This window comes from Fodinicola acaciae (assembly GCF_010993745.1).
In the GTDB taxonomy this organism is placed as follows: Bacteria; Actinomycetota; Actinomycetes; order Mycobacteriales; family HKI-0501; genus Fodinicola; species Fodinicola acaciae.
The window spans coordinates 1,024,364-1,041,548 of the sequence record NZ_WOTN01000001.1; the positions used below are offsets into that span (position 1 = coordinate 1,024,364).

Annotated in this window: 22 protein-coding genes; 14 read left to right on the forward strand and 8 right to left on the reverse strand. The window is 69.5% G+C overall.

Annotation, left to right across the window (positions count from 1 at the left end):
- Positions 1 to 29 precede the first annotated feature (29 nt).
- A complete protein-coding gene (locus tag GNX95_RS04700; protein ID WP_163505909.1) occupies positions 30 to 554 on the forward strand; it encodes a GtrA family protein in 525 nt (174 codons plus the stop codon).
- A gap of 70 nt (positions 555 to 624) precedes the next feature.
- Complete coding sequence (locus GNX95_RS04705; protein WP_163505910.1) at positions 625 to 1,038, forward strand: cold-shock protein; 414 nt, start codon at positions 625 to 627, stop codon at positions 1,036 to 1,038.
- Between the two features lie 6 nt (positions 1,039 to 1,044).
- On the opposite strand, the gene GNX95_RS04710 is transcribed toward GNX95_RS04705, so the two are convergent.
- Positions 1,045 to 1,713 (reverse strand): TetR/AcrR family transcriptional regulator, encoded by a 669-nt coding sequence (locus tag GNX95_RS04710; protein WP_163505911.1) that lies wholly within the window; start codon positions 1,711 to 1,713, stop codon positions 1,045 to 1,047.
- 92 nt (positions 1,714 to 1,805) lie between these two features.
- Here GNX95_RS04710 and GNX95_RS04715 point away from each other — a divergent pair, with 92 nt between their 5' ends.
- Positions 1,806 to 2,726 carry an SDR family oxidoreductase gene (locus GNX95_RS04715; protein WP_163505912.1) on the forward strand — a complete coding sequence of 307 codons (921 nt, stop codon included), beginning with the start codon at positions 1,806 to 1,808 and terminating at the stop codon, positions 2,724 to 2,726.
- Positions 2,727 to 2,733: 7 nt separating this feature from the next.
- Here GNX95_RS04715 and GNX95_RS04720 read toward each other — a convergent pair whose 3' ends face one another.
- Positions 2,734 to 3,228, reverse strand: coding sequence for a hypothetical protein (locus GNX95_RS04720; protein ID WP_163505913.1), 495 nt, complete (start codon positions 3,226 to 3,228; stop codon positions 2,734 to 2,736).
- A 147-nt stretch (positions 3,229 to 3,375) separates the two neighbouring features.
- Between GNX95_RS04720 and GNX95_RS04725 the strand changes: the two genes are divergently transcribed.
- From GNX95_RS04725 to GNX95_RS04750, 6 genes are all read left to right on the forward strand, one after another.
- Positions 3,376 to 3,726, forward strand: a complete 351-nt coding sequence (locus tag GNX95_RS04725; protein ID WP_281356870.1) for a BlaI/MecI/CopY family transcriptional regulator — start codon at positions 3,376 to 3,378, stop codon at positions 3,724 to 3,726.
- A gap of 2 nt (positions 3,727 to 3,728) precedes the next feature.
- Positions 3,729 to 4,625 (forward strand): M56 family metallopeptidase, encoded by an 897-nt coding sequence (locus GNX95_RS04730; protein WP_163505914.1) that lies wholly within the window; start codon positions 3,729 to 3,731, stop codon positions 4,623 to 4,625.
- Between the two features lie 325 nt (positions 4,626 to 4,950).
- Positions 4,951 to 5,667 (forward strand): c-type cytochrome biogenesis protein CcsB, encoded by a 717-nt coding sequence (ccsB, locus tag GNX95_RS04735; RefSeq protein WP_163505915.1) that lies wholly within the window; start codon positions 4,951 to 4,953, stop codon positions 5,665 to 5,667.
- A gap of 72 nt (positions 5,668 to 5,739) precedes the next feature.
- Positions 5,740 to 7,329 (forward strand): sensor histidine kinase, encoded by a 1,590-nt coding sequence (locus tag GNX95_RS04740; RefSeq protein ID WP_163505916.1) that lies wholly within the window; start codon positions 5,740 to 5,742, stop codon positions 7,327 to 7,329.
- Between the two features lie 18 nt (positions 7,330 to 7,347).
- Entirely contained in the window at positions 7,348 to 8,022 is a 675-nt protein-coding gene (locus GNX95_RS04745; RefSeq protein ID WP_163505917.1) for a response regulator, read from the forward strand.
- Positions 8,023 to 8,211: 189 nt separating this feature from the next.
- A complete protein-coding gene (locus GNX95_RS04750; RefSeq protein WP_246281509.1) occupies positions 8,212 to 9,744 on the forward strand; it encodes a DHA2 family efflux MFS transporter permease subunit in 1,533 nt (510 codons plus the stop codon).
- 56 nt (positions 9,745 to 9,800) lie between these two features.
- On the opposite strand, the gene GNX95_RS43735 is transcribed toward GNX95_RS04750, so the two are convergent.
- On the reverse strand, positions 9,801 to 9,932 hold the full coding sequence (locus GNX95_RS43735; RefSeq protein ID WP_281356871.1) for a hypothetical protein: 132 nt from the start codon (positions 9,930 to 9,932) through the stop codon (positions 9,801 to 9,803).
- 9 nt (positions 9,933 to 9,941) lie between these two features.
- On the reverse strand, positions 9,942 to 11,315 hold the full coding sequence (locus tag GNX95_RS04755; protein WP_222853395.1) for an MDR family MFS transporter: 1,374 nt from the start codon (positions 11,313 to 11,315) through the stop codon (positions 9,942 to 9,944).
- Positions 11,316 to 11,393: 78 nt separating this feature from the next.
- On the opposite strand from GNX95_RS04755, the gene GNX95_RS04760 reads away from it, so the two are divergent.
- The 4 genes from GNX95_RS04760 to GNX95_RS04775 all read left to right on the forward strand — a co-directional run bounded on the left by GNX95_RS04760 (position 11,394) and on the right by GNX95_RS04775 (position 14,418).
- Positions 11,394 to 11,957, forward strand: coding sequence for a TetR/AcrR family transcriptional regulator (locus tag GNX95_RS04760; protein ID WP_246281510.1), 564 nt, complete (start codon positions 11,394 to 11,396; stop codon positions 11,955 to 11,957).
- 18 nt (positions 11,958 to 11,975) lie between these two features.
- Positions 11,976 to 12,695, forward strand: a complete 720-nt coding sequence (locus GNX95_RS04765) for a class I SAM-dependent methyltransferase (RefSeq protein WP_163505919.1) — start codon at positions 11,976 to 11,978, stop codon at positions 12,693 to 12,695.
- A 9-nt stretch (positions 12,696 to 12,704) separates the two neighbouring features.
- Positions 12,705 to 14,168: an amidase gene (locus GNX95_RS04770; RefSeq protein WP_163505920.1), complete on the forward strand. Its 1,464-nt coding sequence runs from the start codon at positions 12,705 to 12,707 to the stop codon at positions 14,166 to 14,168.
- An 85-nt stretch (positions 14,169 to 14,253) separates the two neighbouring features.
- A complete protein-coding gene (locus tag GNX95_RS04775) occupies positions 14,254 to 14,418 on the forward strand; it encodes a hypothetical protein (protein WP_163505921.1) in 165 nt (54 codons plus the stop codon).
- A gap of 6 nt (positions 14,419 to 14,424) precedes the next feature.
- On the opposite strand, the gene GNX95_RS04780 is transcribed toward GNX95_RS04775, so the two are convergent.
- Both GNX95_RS04780 and GNX95_RS04785 read right to left on the reverse strand, forming a co-directional pair.
- A complete protein-coding gene (locus GNX95_RS04780; RefSeq protein WP_187369598.1) occupies positions 14,425 to 14,877 on the reverse strand; it encodes a GNAT family N-acetyltransferase in 453 nt (150 codons plus the stop codon).
- A 3-nt stretch (positions 14,878 to 14,880) separates the two neighbouring features.
- The gene (locus GNX95_RS04785) at positions 14,881 to 15,678 is read right to left on the reverse strand and encodes a class I SAM-dependent methyltransferase (protein ID WP_163505922.1); all 798 of its coding nucleotides are present in this window, start codon (positions 15,676 to 15,678) and stop codon (positions 14,881 to 14,883) included.
- Positions 15,679 to 15,726: 48 nt separating this feature from the next.
- Between GNX95_RS04785 and GNX95_RS04790 the strand changes: the two genes are divergently transcribed.
- The gene (locus tag GNX95_RS04790; RefSeq protein WP_163505923.1) at positions 15,727 to 16,314 is read left to right on the forward strand and encodes a TetR/AcrR family transcriptional regulator; all 588 of its coding nucleotides are present in this window, start codon (positions 15,727 to 15,729) and stop codon (positions 16,312 to 16,314) included.
- Here the strand turns inward: GNX95_RS04790 and GNX95_RS04795 are convergent.
- Both GNX95_RS04795 and GNX95_RS04800 read right to left on the reverse strand, forming a co-directional pair.
- On the reverse strand, positions 16,298 to 16,588 hold the full coding sequence (locus GNX95_RS04795) for a hypothetical protein (RefSeq protein ID WP_163505924.1): 291 nt from the start codon (positions 16,586 to 16,588) through the stop codon (positions 16,298 to 16,300). The two genes, GNX95_RS04790 and GNX95_RS04795, sit on opposite strands and share 17 nt — an antisense overlap.
- Positions 16,585 to 17,178, reverse strand: coding sequence for a ClpP family protease (locus tag GNX95_RS04800; protein WP_163505925.1), 594 nt, complete (start codon positions 17,176 to 17,178; stop codon positions 16,585 to 16,587). The genes GNX95_RS04795 and GNX95_RS04800 overlap by 4 nt, the downstream gene beginning before the upstream one ends.
- Between the last annotated feature and the right edge of the window lie 7 nt (positions 17,179 to 17,185).

Consider the following 17,185-nt stretch of genomic DNA (forward strand, 5'->3'; position numbering starts at 1 on the left):
CGGGTGGTGATCTGGGCAAGATCTGACCTGTGAGCGGTGTGACGCGACGCGCCGAGCGGTTCGGCGACTTCCTGACCGGCTGGGTGGACCGGCTGCCGCGCTGGCCGCGCCGGATCCTGCCGCGAGACCTGGTCGGGTTCGCCATCCTCGGCGCGTTCACACTGTGCATCGACCTGGTGCTGCTGTGGATTCTGCGGACCACGACGCCGTTGCCGTTGCCGGTCTGCGTCTCGATCGCCTACCTGACCGCGTTTTCGGTCAACTTCATGCTGAACCGTACGGTCAATTTCAAGTCGCACGCCCCGGTTGGCTGGCAGGCGGTGCGTTATGCCTTCGTGGTGGCCGGCGACTATCTGCTCACGCTCGGCGTGACGACCGGGCTGAGCACGCTCGGCCTGGACTTCCGGATCGCGCGGCTGACCGCGTCGGCGTGCGTCGCCCTGTTCACGTACTCGGCCTCGCGGTGGTGGGTTTTCCGCGAGCCGGCGGCGAAACGGCACGCGGTCGCGGAACCTCGGCAGGTGCCGGCACGCGCTTCGGACAAAGCGGAGTAAGGTGTGCTCACCGTCCGGCGAGCCCGGACGAGGTGTGCGGTGGAGCGTCGATTTTGTGGAGCGTGGTGTGGTGGCCAGAGGCAGGGTGGTCAGCTTCGACCAGACCAAGGGCTATGGGTTCGTCGCGCCGGACTCCGGCGGCGAGGACGTTTTCCTGCACGTCAACGACATGAGCGATCCGAAATACCTGATGCGGCCCGGTGTGGTGGTCGATTTCGTGGTGGAGGACGGCGATCGCGGCCCGAAGGCGTCGTCGGTGCGGATCATCTCGCCGCAGGGACCGGCCGACCACGCCGAGCCGGCGTTCAGCGAGCGTACGCCGGCCGACGGCGAGTTCTTCGACGTGTTGTCCGCCAACGACTTCCGCCGCGAGGTGACCGAGTGCCTGCTGGTCGCCGACTCGAGCCTGACCGCCGGCCAGATCACCAGGATCCGCGAGCGGCTGGCCGAGCTCGGCCTGAAGTACGGCTGGGTCGACAAATAGCGAGCGTCAGCGGCCGGCGCGCACCAGCAGTCCGCTGATCAGCAACTCGAGCTGCTGGCCGAGCGCGTCGGTGAAGTCCAGCCGCAGAGCGGCCAGCTCCGGATGCCGCTCGTACACGGCGATCATCGCCTCGGACGGACATGCGTTGGGCCAGGTGCCGGCCGTCGCCACCGTGCCGGCCACGGCGAGCCGGAACGCGTCCGCCCCACTGAGCTCCGGAACGCAACGCCGTATCAGGCGTGCGCACTCGCCGGCTCTGGCCAACGCCGCGCGCTTGAACGTCACGGCAACGTCGGGGGAGACGTTGTGTTCGAGTACGGCCGCCTGCGCGCTGAGCAGATCGCACAGCACCGGCCGCTGAGCCAGTGAGCCGGCGATGATCGCGGCGACCTGGTCGCCGCGGTCGTACGGGTCGGCCGCATCGACCACGAGTGTGCGGTCGAGCTCGGTGATCCAGTCGGCCAGCTCGGCGTTGAGAAGCTCCAGCAGCACGGCCTCGCGCGACTCGAAATAGCGCAGCACGTTGGACTTGGCCAGGCCGACCCGGCGGCTCAGCTCGTTGAGGCTGAGCCGGGCGACCGGCATCTCGGTCAGCATCGCGGCCGCCGACCGCAGGATGACCCTGCGCCGCTCACCGCGCTGCTCCTCGCTCCGTGCGCGCTGGAAGGTCGTCACGGATCACATTCTACAGACCTCCGGTCTCTTGTTAGCAGACCTCTGGTCTGTTAGCTTGGGACATAACAGACCGGCAGTCTTTAGGAGTCGAGATGTACGTCGTACCTGATCAGAGCGGCAAACTGGCGATCGTCACGGGCGCCAACAGCGGGACCGGTCGAGAGGCGGCGCGGCGGTTGGCGGCCGCCGGAGCGCACGTCGTGATGGCGGTCCGTACGGTCGCGAAAGGGGAGCGGGCCAGGGCCGAGATCCTTGCCGAGCAGCCGGACGCGCGGCTGGAGGTGCGCCGGGTCGACCTGGCCGACCTCGCCTCGGTGCGGGAGTTCGCCGACGGCATCGACACACCGGTGGACCTGCTGGTCAACAACGCCGGCGTGATGACACCGCCGAGCCGGTTTGAGACCACGGACGGGTTCGAGCTGCAGTTCGGCAGCAACTACCTCGGTCCGTTCGCGCTGACCTTGCGGCTGCTGCCGCGCTTGCTGGCCGCCGCCACGCCGCGCGTCACGACGATGAGCAGCGGCATGGCGAGCCTCGGTCGCATCGACTTCGCCGACCTGCAGCATGAGCGGCGATACAGTCCGATGCGTGCGTACGGCCAGTCGAAGCTGGCTGACCTGATGTTCAGCCGGCAGCTGGCCAAGGTCGCCGCCGAGCGCGGTTGGCAGCTGCTCAGTGACGCGGCGCATCCCGGCTACACCAACACCAACCTGCAGGCGGCCGGTCCGAGCCTGGGGCGCGAGCGGCCGGGTGGCCTGATGTCGATGTTGACCAGGGTCGGTTTCCTGCCGTCTCAAGAGGTCGAGCAAGGCACCGAGCCGCTGCTCTACGCGGCGACCAGTCCGGACGCGGTGGCTGGCGGCTATTACGGACCTGGCGGCCGGTTTGGCCTGGTCGGCCCGACCACCACGGCACGTCCACCGCGCCAGGCTCTCGACGAAGCCGCGAGCGCGCGGTTGTGGGCGGAGTCCGAGCGGCTGACCGGCGTGAGCCTGCCAGCGATCGTCGGCTAAACAGCCCCTAGGCCACTTCGGTCGCCAGCCAGGCCGGCACCGGCAGGTCGGACTGCTCGCACGCGGTGACCGCCGACTGGGTCCACAGGATCGCGTGCAGGATGGCGTCGGCGGTGCCGGCGGCGTCGGTCGAGTCGGCGACCAGATCGAGCTGCAGCTCCGCGTCCGCGTCGTTGTGGTGCAGCAGCGCGAGGATGGCACGCATCGTCGCGCGTACGGGCGGGTCGAGGTCGTCGATGGTGACGCGCCGGCCGTCGGCGGTGTTGATGAGCAGCGTGCAGTCGACCAGGTTCGGCGGATACGGCGCGGCCGCCTCGATCAGTGCGGCGGTGCAACGGGTCAGCTCGGCGAGCACCGGCCGGAGCAGCCAGTGGTTGGGTCCGTCCGGACCGACCAGCTCGGCGATCAGCGCCGACGCGGCGTCGGTGCGGCATTCCCTGAGGTCTGCCATCAGATGGCGGGTCCACTGGCGTACGTGCCGCTCGGTTTTCGTCTCCGACATGCCGACCCTTCCCAGCGGACGGCCCGGGCCTGGCCGTCGACGACGCGAGGCTGGGGATTCCCGCTGGCGGCCGGATCAAACCTCGAACCGGTGACCAAAATGGGGCCCGCGTGCGCGATTACTACGTGCAGTAGTAGTGTTGCCGCCGTGTCGCAAGGCGAACGTGGTGCGCTCGAGCGTGCGGTGATGGAGGCCCTCTGGTCGTCGGAGGCGCCGATGACCGTACGTGCCGTCGTGGACGCGCTGGCCGACCGAGGACTCGCCTACACGACCGTGATGACCGTTTTGGACCGGCTGGCCAAGAAGGGGATGGCGGAGCGTACGCGGTCCGGCCGTGCCTGGCTCTACACCGCCGCCGCGAGCCAGGAGGCGTACGTGGCCGAGCTGATGGTGGCGGCGCTGGCGAAGGCCGGCCGCCCGCGCGACGCGTTGGTGCGCTTCGCCAGATCGATCTCGCCGGCCGAGGCCGCCGCGCTCCGCGACGCGCTCGGGGACTAGCCGTGGCCAGCGCGATCCTGCACAACCTGGCGGTCGTGCTGGCGTGCGTCGCCGTCGCCGGTCCGCTGGCGCGTGCGGAGTGGGTGACCAGAGCTCCGCGGCTGGCCGTGGTGCTGTGGCAGCTGGTGTTGATGGCCGCACTGCTGTCGGTGCCGGCCAGCCTGCTCGGCGTCGGGCTCGCCGGTCACCCCGGCTCCTTGGTCGTACGCGTGTGGCGGTGGTGTGCCGGCGGCTATCCGGATCTGCCGATGTGGCGGACCGTGTTCGTGGCGGCTGGCCTGCTCGTGCTGGCCGTCATTGCGATCGCCGTCCTCGTCGGTCACGTACGCGTCGCGTTGGCGCGCCGCCGGCACCGGATGCTGCTCGACCTGGTGGGCCGCAGCGATCCCGGCTGTCGCGGCGCGGTCGTCCTGGACCATCCGACCCTGGCCGCGTACTGCCTGCCAGGACAGCGGCCGACCGTCGTCGTCACGGCTGGCGCGCTGCGCGGCCTGCGCGGCGACGAGCTGGCGGCGGTGCTCGCTCACGAGCGCGCACATCTGGTCGAGCGGCATGACCTGGTCGTGCTGATGTTCACGGTTTTCGCCGGCCTGGTGCGGATACGCCGCCTCGCCGTGATGCGTGACGCGGTCGCCCTGCTGATGGAGCTGTGCGCGGACGACCGTGCGGCCCGGCAGCACGGCCGGCACGTACTGGCCGCCGCCTTGCTGCGCTTCGCCGGTGTCGCGCCGATGCGGCCACCTGGCGCCCTCGCCGCCGCGGGGGCGGACGTGCTGGTGCGCGTACGACGGCTGCGGTCACTGCCGCCACCCCTGCCGATGGCGGTGCGGGTGGCGATCGTGAGTGGCGGCTTGCTGCTGTTCGCGACGCCTCTGAGCCTGGCGCTCTGGCCTGCCTGACGCATCTACTACGACATGTAGTAGAAATGGCCACGTGTACTGGAGCCTGTGGAGTGTGTACGCCGCAACCGCCGTCTACGTGGTCGCCATGAGCCTGTTCGCAGCAACCCGCCTGTCCTCTTGGTTTCCCCGGTCGTCGGGGCCTGATTGGCACCTTGTTGACCGGCTGAATCGATCCGCGCGGTCGACAAGGTCGCATTCGGGCGCCGTCGGCGGTGTCCGAATGGCACGCGTTATGACAAAGCTGCAGGTCAGCGACCACCCGACGACGCAATCGGAGTCCGATTGGAAAGTCCGGCGGTCGTGGCGGGAGCGGGTGGGGCGGATGGCGGTCGCCGCGACGATCGTCGGACTGCTCACGCACGGCACGGCCATGGTCGGTCGGTGGCTGGATGCCGGCCGCGCGCCGTGGGCCAACATGTACGAGTTCGCGATCGCCGTCGCGTTCGTGACCGTGGCGGCGTTCCTGGTGGTGCTCAGCCGCTTCCCGGAAGTACGCGCGATCGGCGTGCTGGTGACCGGGCTGGCCGCGCTGGTGCTCTACGCCGCGCTGGCATACCTGCAGGTCAGTCCGTCGGCGCCGCTCGTGCCGGCGCTGCGCTCCAACTGGCTGCTGATTCACGTCTTCGCGGCATTCCTGGCCGGCGGCATCTTCACGCTGGCCGCGATGCTGTCGCTGGCGTTCATGTACGTCGACCGCCGCGAGCGCGACGGCGTCGCGGTCTCGGTGCCGGCCGTCCGGCTCGACCGGCTGGCGCGGCGGCTGCACGACGTGGCCTTCCCGATCTGGACCTTCGCGGTGATCGCCGGCGCGATCTGGGCCGAGGCGGCCTGGGGACGCTACTGGGGCTGGGACCCGAAAGAGACGTCGGCGTTCGTGACCTGGCTGCTCTACGCCGCATACCTGCACGCGCGATCGACGCGTGGCTGGAGCTCGCGCCGTACGGCCAAGGTCGCCGTCCTGGCCTGGGTCAGCCTCATCTTCAATTTCTGCTGGATCAACCTGGTCGTCAGCGGACTGCATTCCTACAGTGGCTTCTAGAGACTGTTGGGGAACTGAGACCCTGTCTTCCGGCAGTGTCCGCGCTGGTTGTCCGGCTTGTACGGTCATGGCGTGAAGGCGCTCCACACCAGTCGTCGCGAGATCGTGGTCGACGCGGCGATCTGCGCGGCACTGATCGTGTTGATCGTGCTCGAGCAGGCGCTGGTCGACGAGCCGCCGTTGGCTTGGCTGGCGGTCGCGCTGGCGGCGCCGCTGATCGTGGCGGTCATCGTTGTCGGCCGGCGGTGGCCGCTGGCCGGCCTTTACGCCGCGGCGGCGGTGAGCCTCGGCTATGCGCTCTGGGATGCCTATCGGCCGGGCGGCACGCTGCTGGGATACCTGCCGGTCACGGTCGTCGCGAGCTATCTGGTCGGCCGGCGGATGGAGTCGGCGCGGCCGGCGCTGCTGTCCTTCGCCGCGATGGCGGTCGCCGGCATCCTGATCACGACCGGCTTCGGCCTGCTGGCGCGGCGACCGACGATGGTCACCAACGGCGGCCTGTCCGGCTGGGTCTCCAGCCTGGTCATCATGTCGTTCCTGCTGGTGGTGCCGTGGCTGGTCGGCCGCTATCGGCGCCAGCAGGAGGCGCTGATCGCATCGGGCTGGCAACGCGCGCGCGAGCTGGAGCTGCGCCAGCGTGCGATCGCCGATCGCGAACGGCTGGCTGAGCGTACGCGGATCGCCGAGGACGTGCACGACTCGCTCGGCCACGAGCTGAGCCTGATCGCGTTACGTGCCGGGGCGTTGGAGATCGCGCCGGACCTCGCCGCGCATCACCAGCAGGCGGCGACCGAGCTGCGGCTCGCCGCCGCGGCCGCGACCGAGCAGCTGCGTACGGTCATCGGCGTCCTGCGCGAAGAAACGGCCGGCGCGCCAACGGTGCCGGTACGCGAGACGATCGCCGACCTGGTCGAGCGGGCGACAGCGTCCGGCATGACCGTCGAGCTTGAGATCGTGGGGGAGAGGCCGCCGGTTCGGCCGGTGGTCGACCGCGCGGCGTATCGCGTCGTGCAGGAATCGCTGACCAACGCGGCGAAGCACGCGCCCGGCGCGCCGGTGAGCGTACGGCTGGACCACGGCGGCGACGCCACGACGGTGACGGTCACCAACGTGCTGAAAACCTTGCCTGTCAAGGAAGGTGGTCGTGGCCTGATCGGGTTGCAAGAGAGGGTCCGGTTCGCCGGCGGCTCGTTGACTGCGGGGCCGGACGGCGGCGAGTTCGTTGTCACGGCACGGTTGCCGTACGAGCAGAGCGGTGTGCGACCGGTGGTCGAGGAGCCGGTGCCGTACGCGGAAACCACACAGCGCAGGCTGCGCCGGCAGCTCGCGGCGACGGTGTTCATTCCGGTGACGATCGGCGCGGCGGTGGCTGTCGTCGTGCTCGGCGGATATCTGGTGTTCACGTTCAACTCGGTGCTGGCGCCGGACGCGTACGCGGGTCTGGCGGTCGGCGAGGATCGCGCGTCGGTGAGCGAGGTCCTGCCGCCGCTGCAGATGGTCGATCCGCCGCGTACGGACAAGCCGGCCGGCTATCCGGACGCCGACTGCCGCTATTACCGCACCAGCGCCAACCTGTCCGTCGACGCGGCCTATCGGCTGTGTTTCGTCGGCGATCGGCTGGTCACGCTGGACCGGCTCGGACACGAGACGATGACACAGTGATGACACAGTGATGACGCCGTGATCAGGGTTCTGGTGGCCGACGACGAGCTGATGATCCGTGCCGGCGTACGCGCGATCCTGGCCGCCGACCCGGAGGTCGACGTCGTTGCCGAGGCGGGCGATGGCCGCGAGGCGGTCGAGCAGGCCCGCCGGCACCGGCCGGACGTGGCGCTGCTGGACATCCGGATGCCGCGGATGGACGGACTCACGGCGACCGCCGAGCTGCGCGCGGCGGTGCCAGACACCGCCGTGCTGGTGCTGACGACATTCGGCGAGGACGAATACATCGCGAAGGCGCTCGGCGGCGGTGCGAGCGGTTTTCTGTTGAAATCCGGCGATCCGCGCGAGCTGCTGGCCGGCATCCACGCGGTCGCCGGCGGCGCCGCGTACTTGTCGCCGCAGGTCGCCAAGCGCGTGATCGCCGAACTCAACGCCGGTGCCGGTGGCAGGAAGATGGCCAGGTCCGGTTCGGCGCGTGACCAGGTCGGCAAGCTCACCAACCGCGAGCGCGACGTGCTCGGCCTGCTCGGCGCCGGCCTGTCCAATGCGGAGATCGCGGCCGAGCTGCACCTCGTGGAAGGCACCGTCAAGACCTACGTTAGTGCCATTCTCGCTCGGCTGAACGCACGAAACCGCGTGCAGGCGGCGATCCTCGCGTACGAGGCCGGACTGGTCGAGGGATTGTCCGAATAGGCAGAAATTCGTGACGTTCGATACGCCGCGGCGAGGTAAATGAACTGCCAGGTTGTCGTACCCGCACGTTAAGGTCGTAGTCGACCGGGATGAGATCCGGTGCGGAAATCATTGAATCTGGCGATGAGTTTTACGCGGCCACGGAGTCCCCTTAACTGGACACCGCGGGTAACGGCGAAGGGGATAACGATGGCGACGAGCGAAGCGGCTCGCCAGCTGCTTGACGAACATACGGGGGACGCACCCTCCATGGACAAGGCCACGGTCGCCGACTTCTCAGTCGCCGAGCCGGCGAGGATGAGCTCGCGCGACAAGACGGTCATCGGCGTGCTGCTGGTGTCGACGTTCGTCGTGCTGCTGAACGAAACGATCATGAGCGTCGCGCTGCCGGTGCTGATGCACGACCTGCAGGTCGATCCCAACACCGGCCAGTGGCTGACCGCGGGCTTCCTGCTCACGATGGCGGTGATCATTCCGATCACCGGCTTCCTGATCCGCCGCGTGCCGACGCGAACGCTGTACGGCGTGGCGATGTCGCTGTTCTCGATCGGCACGCTGACCGCCGCGCTGGCGCCGGGATTCCCGGTGCTGCTGCTCGCCCGGTTCGTGCAGGCGAGCGGCACGGCGATCATGATGCCGTTGCTGATGACGACGGTGATGACACTGGTGCCGCCGGCTCGCCGTGGCGCGGTGATGGGCAACATGTCGATCGTCATCTCGGTCGCGCCGGCGATCGGTCCGACCGTGTCCGGCATCGTGCTCAACACGCTCGGCTGGCGCGGCATGTTCTGGACCGTGCTGCCGATCGCGGTGGTCACGCTGGCCGTCGGCGTACGCAAGATGGTCACCGTCGGCGAGCAGAGCGACGCGCCGATCGACCTCGTCTCGGTGGTGCTGTCGGTGCTCGGTTTCGGCGGCCTGGTCTACGGCCTGAGCAGCATCGGCCAGGCATCCGGCGCGCCGTCGGTGATCCCGGTCTGGCTGCCGTTCGCGGTTGGTGGCATCGGCCTGGTGGCCTTCATCCTGCGGCAGGTGGTGCTGCAGCGGACCGACCGCGCGCTGCTTGACCTGCGTACGTTCAAGTCCAAGACCTTCACGCTCGCGTCGGCGCTGATGGCGCTGATGATGGTGACGTTGCTGGGCACCGTGGTGATCCTGCCGATCTACCTGCAGGACGTGCTGCGGCTGCAGCCGGTGGTGACCGGCCTGCTGTTGCTGCCAGGCGGCCTGCTGATGGGTCTGCTGGGTCCGGTGGTCGGCCGGCTCTACGACCGTTACGGCATCCGGGCGCTGCTGGTGCCGGGGACCGTGCTGGTGAGCGCGTCGTTGTGGTCGACGACGCTGTTCACCTCGGCCAGCCCGATCTGGCTGGTGCTGGTGTTCCACCTGCTGCTGAGCGTCGGCCTGGCCTTCGTGTTCACCTCGCTGTTCACCGGTGGCCTGGCCGCGGTGGAGCCGAAGCTCTACTCGTACGGCAGCGCGATCTTCGCGACCACGCAGCAGCTGGCCGGTGCCGCCGGTGTGGCCCTGCTGGTGGCGTTGCTGAGCATCCGGTCGGCGATGCTGAGCACGGGTGGTGCGACGCAGGTGGAGAGCACGGCCGGTGGCATCCACCTGGCGTTCCTGGTCGCCGCGGTGCTGTCCGTGGTCGGCATCGCCGGCGCCTTCCTGATCAAGACGCCGCCGAAGCCGGCCGACGACGCCGCTCCCGCCGGCCACTGATCGACCGCAACGCCTCGTTGCTGGCATCCAGCGCCAGTAACGGGGCGTTGCGGCGTTTATCGGCGGCGGCGCAGGAGAGTGGCGAGGCGCGCGCGGCAGGCGCGGAGGAAGTCGTGGAAGCGGCTGCCGCCGTTGCCGAAGGCGACCAGGTCACGGACCCATGGCGGCAGGTCCGGCTCGCGTGACATACCGGCACGCTAACGCACCCGTACGAGCTCCGGCGCGACCGCGCGGCGAGGCAGCAGCAGCGCCGGCACGAAGGCCAGCCCGCTGAACGCCAGCGTCCACCAGAAGGTGTGCGAAAACGCGGCCGCGGCCGGATACGCGGCGAGCTGCCGCTGCAGCAGGACGGCCAGCACCGCCGTGCCGAACGAGCCGCCGACCTGTTGCGCGATCCGGGTCATGCTGCTGGCATGCGGGATCTGGTCGCGGTCGAGGCCATCGAAGGCACCGACCATCACCGCCATGTTGGCAGTGCTCAGGCCGAAGCCGCGGATGACCAGCGCGGCGGCCAGCAGCCAGACGTTGGTCCACTGGTCGGCGAAGGCATAGGGCAGCGTGCCGAGGGCGGTGAGCGCAAGGCCGGCCAGGATCACCGGCCGTGGACCGATCCGGTCGGCCAGGCCACCCATGCCGCGCGCGAGCAGGCTGCCCAGACCCTGCGGCGCGAGCATCAGGCCGGCGGCGAGTACGCCGAGGCCGCGCAGCTGCTGATAGTAGAGCGGCAGCAGCAGCATCGGTCCGAACATCGCCAGGCCAGACAGGAAAAGCAGGCCGGTGGAGGCGGCGAACGAGCGCGTACGCAGCAGCCGCAGGTCGACCAGCGGCTCGTCGGTACGCAATGCCCGCCAGACAAAGCCGGCGAGCAGGACGACACCGATGGCCAGGCCGAGCAGCGGATCGCCATCGTTGCCGATCGCGGTCAGGCCGTAGATCAGCGCAGCGAGCGCCGGCGACAACAGGAGCAGACCCGGCAGGTCGAGGCGATGCCGCGGCCGCGGCTCGTCGGCCGGCAGGCCACGCCAGGCGAGCACGATGGCCAGCGCACACAGCGGCAGGTTGACGTAGAAGATCCACCGCCAGTCGAGATGGCCGACGATGAGGCCGCCGACGACCGGACCGAGGATCGGACCGGCCAGCGCCGGCAGCGTGGCGATCCCCATCAACCGGCCGATGTGCCGGCCGTCGGCGGCACGGATCAGCAGTGTCTGCAGGATCGGCAGCATCAGGCCGCCGCCGATGCCTTGTACGACGCGGAAGGCGATGAGCGAGCCGGCGTTCCAGGCGAGTCCGCTCAGCGCCGATCCGGCCAGGAAGACGACCAGCGCGGCGATCCACATCCGCTTGGCGCCGAACCGCTCCACGGTCCAGCCGGTGATCGGTACGGCCGCCGCGAGCGCGAGCAGATATCCGGTGGTCACCCACTGGATCGTCGACACCGACGCATGCAGCTCGAGTCCGAGCGTACGGATCGCGACGTTGACGATCGTGCTGTCCAACAGCGGCGCCAGCGCACCGACGATCAGGATGCCGGCGAGCTTCAACGCGGCCGGGTCGAGCTTGGTCCTCACGTACACCTCCAAGAGACGCTTCGTCTCTTATCGTTGTACGGTAATCTAAGAGACGCAACGTCTCCAAGGGGGAATGTGGTGCGGAACACCGAGCGGACCCGCCGGCGCGGGACCGAGCTGGAGGCGTCGATCATGGACGCCGCGTACGAGGAGTTGGCCGAGGTCGGCTATCAGCGGCTCACCATGGAGGGGGTCGCGGCCCGTGCGCACACCGGCAAGCAGGTGCTTTATCGGCGCTGGCGCAATCGAGCCGAGCTGGTGATCGCCGCGATCCGCCACCGTACGGGCTCGATCACCGACGAGGTGCCCGACACCGGCGACCTGCGTGCCGACGTGCTGGAGGTGCTGCGGCGGATGGCGCGCCGGCAACGCGATCTCGGTCCGGAGACGATCCACGGCCTGATGGCCGACGCGCCGGACCTGAGTCCGGAGTTTCTGTCGCCGATGAACGGCGTGATGACCACGATCCTGGAACAGGCGGCAAAACGCGGCGAGGTGGACCTGGCCGCACTGCCGCGACGGGTGATCACGGTGCCGACCGACCTGCTGCGCCACGAAATGCTGCTGACGCGCCATCCGGTCGCCGCCGAGACACTGACCAGCATCGTCGACGACGTATTTCTGTCGCTGGTCCGCCCTTGACGACATACGATTCCATCAATGACGGATCAGTCGCGTTCTTTCGGTGCTGCTGCTGAGCTTTACGACCAGTTTCGGCCGGGCTATCCGGCCGAGGCGATCCGATGGGCGATTGGCGATCGACCCCTTCGGGTCATGGATCTCGGTGCCGGTACGGGCATCCTGAGCCGCGTCGTACGCGCGCTCGGACACGAGGTCGTCGCGGTCGAGCCGGACGACCGGATGCGTGCACGGCTGCAGGAGGCCAGCCCGGACGTCACCGCTTTGGCCGGCACGGCCGAGGAAATTCCGCTTCCTGACGAGTGCGTGGACGCGGTCGTGGCTGGCCAGGCGTATCACTGGTTTGACCACATGCGTGCACATCCGGAAATCGCGCGCGTGCTGCGACCAGGGGGAGTTTTGGCCGCATTGTGGAACGACGCCGACCTGACCGTGCCGTGGACCGTACGGCTGGTGGCGATCATCGACAACCGTGACGCCACCGAGCCTGGTCAGGCGGTCGACTTCGGCCAGTGGTTCGGCGAGGTGGACCGAGCGGAGTTTCGCCACGAGGAGCGGATGACGCCGGACAACCTGGTCGCGATGGCGACGACTCGCTCGCCGTATCTGGTCGCGTCCGCGGACGGTCGAGAGGCCATCGTCACGCGGATACGAGAGCTGCTGGCTGGTCCGGAGCTCGCCGGTCGGGAAACCTTCGCCATGCCGCACATCACCAGGGTGAGACGCGCCTACGCCGTGTAGAAAGAGCGGATGGACGCCGAGGAATACCAGCGTTACGACGCGGTGGGGTTGGCGAGGCTGGTCGCCGGCGGCGAGGTGAGCGCCGCCGAGTTGCTGGCCGCCGCACGCGAACGCACGTCACAGGTCAACGCGCAGATCAACGCCATCGTACGCACCATCGACGTGCCGGACCGGCCAGCCGACCCGAGCCGGCCGTTTGACGGCGTACCGTTTCTGATCAAGGACCTCGGGCAGGACTACGCCGGACAGCCAACCAGCGCGGGTTCGCGCTCGCTGGCCCGCAGACCGGCGAAGGAACACGCGACGGTCGTACGGCGGTGGCTCGACGCCGGCTTGGGGATCTTCGGCAAGACCAACACGCCGGAGTTCGGCGCGAAGGGGATCACCGAGCCCGAGCTGTTCGGTCCGGCGCGCAATCCGTGGGATCTCGGCCGCACGCCCGGCGGCTCCAGCGGCGGCGCGGCCGCGGCGGTGGCGGCCGGGATCGTGCCGGTCGCCGGTGCCAGCGACGGTGGCGGCTCGATCCGCATCCCGGCGGCGTGCTGTGGCCTCTTCGGCCTGAAGGTCGGCCGTGGGCTGGTGCCGGCCGGACCGCTGGCCGGCGAGTCGCTGCACGGCTCGGCGGTCAACGGCGTGATCTCGCGGACCGTACGCGACACGGCCGCGATGCTCGACGTGATCGCCGGTCCGGAGCCGACCTCTCCGTACTCGCCGCACCTGCCGTCCGGCCGTTTCGCCGACGAGGTTGAGCGCGAGCCCGGGCGGCTGAAGATCGGCGTGTACGTGCCGAGTGCGATCAACCCGACCCCGGATCCCGAGGCGTACGCGGCCGTCGCCGTCGCCGCCAAGCTGCTCGACGAGCTTGGCCATGAGATCGTCGAGCTGCCGCGCGCGCCGTACGACGATGCCGTGCTGGCCAAGGACTTCCTCACGACCTGGTTCGCCTCGGTGGCCTGGCTGGTCGACACGACGCGGCGGGACACCGGCAGCGGCTTCGAGCTGGACACGCTGCTGATGGCCGCGCTCGGCCGCGCCACCAGCGGCGTCGACTACCTGGCCGCGCTGGAGCGGCGGCACGACCACGTACGCCGGCTGGCCGCCTTCCACGCCGACCACGACCTGCTGCTGACACCGACGCTCGCCACGCCACCACCGCGGATCGGCGCCTTCGACATGTCGGCTGCCGAGAAGGCGGCCGCGGTGACCACGCTCAAGCTGCGCGTCGTACCGGTGCTGACGAAGCTGGGGATCGTCGACCGGATGATCACCGACAACCTCGGCTGGGTGCCGTACACGCAGCTGGCCAACATCACCGGCCGCCCGGCGATGTCGGTGCCGCTGCACTGGACGGCCGCCGGCCTGCCGCTGGGCGTGCAGTTCGTCGCGCCGTTGGACGGGGAAGGCACGCTGCTGCGCCTCGCCGCTCAGCTGGAGGAGGCCAAGCCGTGGTCGGATCGCCGGCCGGAGGTTTGACGCCGAGCGAAGCAGGGCATCCATCGCGTTGGCGATGATCATGCAGGCTGATCATCCAGGCAGATCACCCAGACGAGGAGGCGAGATGAACCAACCGGCGGATCCCGCCGACGTCACCGAGCAGTCCACCCCGGTCGTCGACGACGAGCCGTCGCAGCTCGACGGCGCCTTCCCGGCCGAGGCTGACGAGGCCGACGTGGTCGACCAGCGCCACCCGGTCCCGATCAACGACGAGGAATACCAGACCTGAGCACACTCATCTGGGCCGGAGTTGGAGGTCGATGAAGGGGATCGTGTCGCCGTCGAGTACGTAGCGGTCGATCTCCACGAAGCCGCGTCGCTCGGCGAACCGCAGGCCATCCTCGTTGGACGCGAGGACGACGGTCTGGATGACGTCGGCGCCGAGGTCGTACGCCTCGGCCAGCGCGTTTTCGTACAGCTGCTGGCCATGCCCCTGCCGGCGGTGCTCAGGAAGAATACGCGCGATCACGGTCGCGGCTTTGGTGTCGTCGGCAGGCGGACGCACGGTCGAGCAGCCGACCGCGGTGTCGCCGCGATACGCGACCGTCAGGTGGTTGCGGCGCACGCGTTGGTGCATGTCGTCCATCGACAGCACAGCCGTCGGGATGATCAGGTTGTGGATGCGCAGCCAGTCAGCCAGCGTGACGGCGTCGTCTGGGCGCACCGGTTGGAAGCGAAGCGTGGACACGCCTCACACTATCCGCACCGCCGACATCGCCACCGTCGCGTACGCCATCGTGAAGCCGTCGCCGACCGCCTCGCCGATCCCAGCGAGGATCTCCTCCTGCTTGTCGGCAGGCAGCAGGCTGAAACCGCCGAAAGTCGGCACTTGGTCGAGCCACTCCGCGCGCGCGTAGTCGCGGCTCCAGTCAAACCGCCACTGCTCCGGCTCGCCGAAGCCGCCGGCCTTCTGTACGGCCTCGCCGGCCGACACGCAGCCGCGCTGGTAGACCTCCGGGCCAGGCATGCCGCGGTGCAGCATCGGCTGGTCCGGAAGTGCCTGGCGATAGACGGCAGCGACCGCCTCGTTGAGATCGGCCGGCAGTTGCATGGCGTTCCAGAAGACGGCCAGCCGGCCGCCGGGCCGCAACGCCGTCGCCGCCTTCGCGGCGCCCGCGACCGGATCGACCCAGTGCCAAGCCTGTGCGGCGACGACAGCGTCGTACGCGCGACCGGCCGGGTTCCAGTCCTCGAACTTCGTCACGTCGACCGTGAGGCCGGTCTGGCGAGCCAGCTCCGCCATTCGCTCGTCCGGTTCGACACCGGTCACCCGGCAGCCGGCGGCCTTGAACAATCGCGCCGCGATGCCGGTGCCGCAGCCCACGTCGAGAAGGTCGCGACCAGGACTGGTGTCAAGGATCTGCTGGACCAAAGCCGGCGGATAGCCTGGCCGAGCGCGGTCATAGCGGTCGGCATCGTTGCCGAAGGACTCGGCGACCTGTCGCTGCTCATGCGGCCTGAGCTGCGGTGACGGCGGTATCGTTGACATGGCCCGAGATTAGTGGGCCATCGCCCACTTAGGCAACGGAGGACCCGCGTGCCGACCGGCGTACGCATCCGCGACGTACGTGAGCAACTGTTCGACGCCGCCGAGCGGGTCCTGCTGCGCGACGGGCCAAGCGGCCTGACCAGCCGGGCGGTGACCACCGAGGCCGAGGTCGCCAAAGGCGTGCTGCATCGGCACTTCGCCGACTTCGATGGTTTCCTTGCCGAGTTCGTGCTGGACCGCAAGGACCGGATGGACGCTCAGGCGGCCGTCCTGCGCGAGTCGGCCGGCACCGGCACGGTCGTCGGCAACATCGCCGACGCGCTCGACGCTGTCTTCCGGTCGGTCGCGGTGGCGATCGTGCCGCTGGTGACCTTCCGCGACGAGCTGCGCGCGCGGCTGCGCACGACCTGGCCGGCCGGCGTGCCGGTGCTGACCGACGCCACGCTGATGATCGAGGCCTATCTGGCCGGTGAGCGCGACCTCGGCCGGATCGCGCCGGACGCCGAGATCGATGGCCTCGCGCCGATGCTGGTCGGCACCGGACACCTGCTCTACGCCGACCGGACCGGTCCGTCGCCGGAGCCGGAGACCGTACGGAAGGCCGTCGCCTCGGTGCTTGCTAGCGTCCTGCGGTAGTGCGCGAGGCGAGCTCGTCCACGCCGAGCACGCGCAGCGCGCGAGCCATCGTGTCCGGATAGATGTCGGTCTCGCCGCGGTCGGTCATCGCGACGAGCGCGTCGCGCAGCGCGGTCGCCTGCGCCACCAGGGCCTGCGCCGCCGTCAAGACGCCGTACGTGCTGGTGGCGCGCGCCGGATTGGCGCGGCCGAGCTGGCGCAGCGCGCCGAGATAGCTGTCGATCAGGTCCTGCTCGGCTCTGGTGAGCGCCGGCAGCTCGGCGTCGCGCTTCACGCGCCGGTCCGCAGGACCAGGTCGGCGATGCCGTACGCGACGGCCCCGTCGGCGTCGAGCGTCAGCTGCCGGCTCAGGTCGTCGTGGACGGTCGAGACCGTACGACCGGTGTGCTGCGCGAACAGGTCCTCCAGCCTGGCGCGCAGCCGGAGCAGGTCGTCGGCCCGGCGGATCAGGTCGGCGGCCGACCCCTGGTTGACCTCCATGGCCGGCTCGCGCAGGATCGCCCGCGCCGACGGCAGCATCTTGCGCTTGCCTGGCGTACCGCTGGCCAGCACCAACGCGGCCGTCGGACCCACCTCGCCGAGGCACACGGTGGCGACCTCGCAGGTCAGCGACTGGATCGTGTCATAGATGGCGAGCGCCGCCGACACCGTGCCGTCCGGACAGTTGAGGTAGATCGCCAGCTCGTGCTCGGGGTTGTCGGAGTCCAGATGCAGCAGCTGTACGGCGACGTCGTTGCCGGCGGTGTCGTCCAGCGAGCCGCCGACCACGACGATGCGGTCTTTGAACAGTCGTGAGTACGGATCGATCGTGCGTTGGCCAAAGCCGTCCGACTCGGTGATCGACGGCAGGAAACGTCCCGGCATGCGGCCT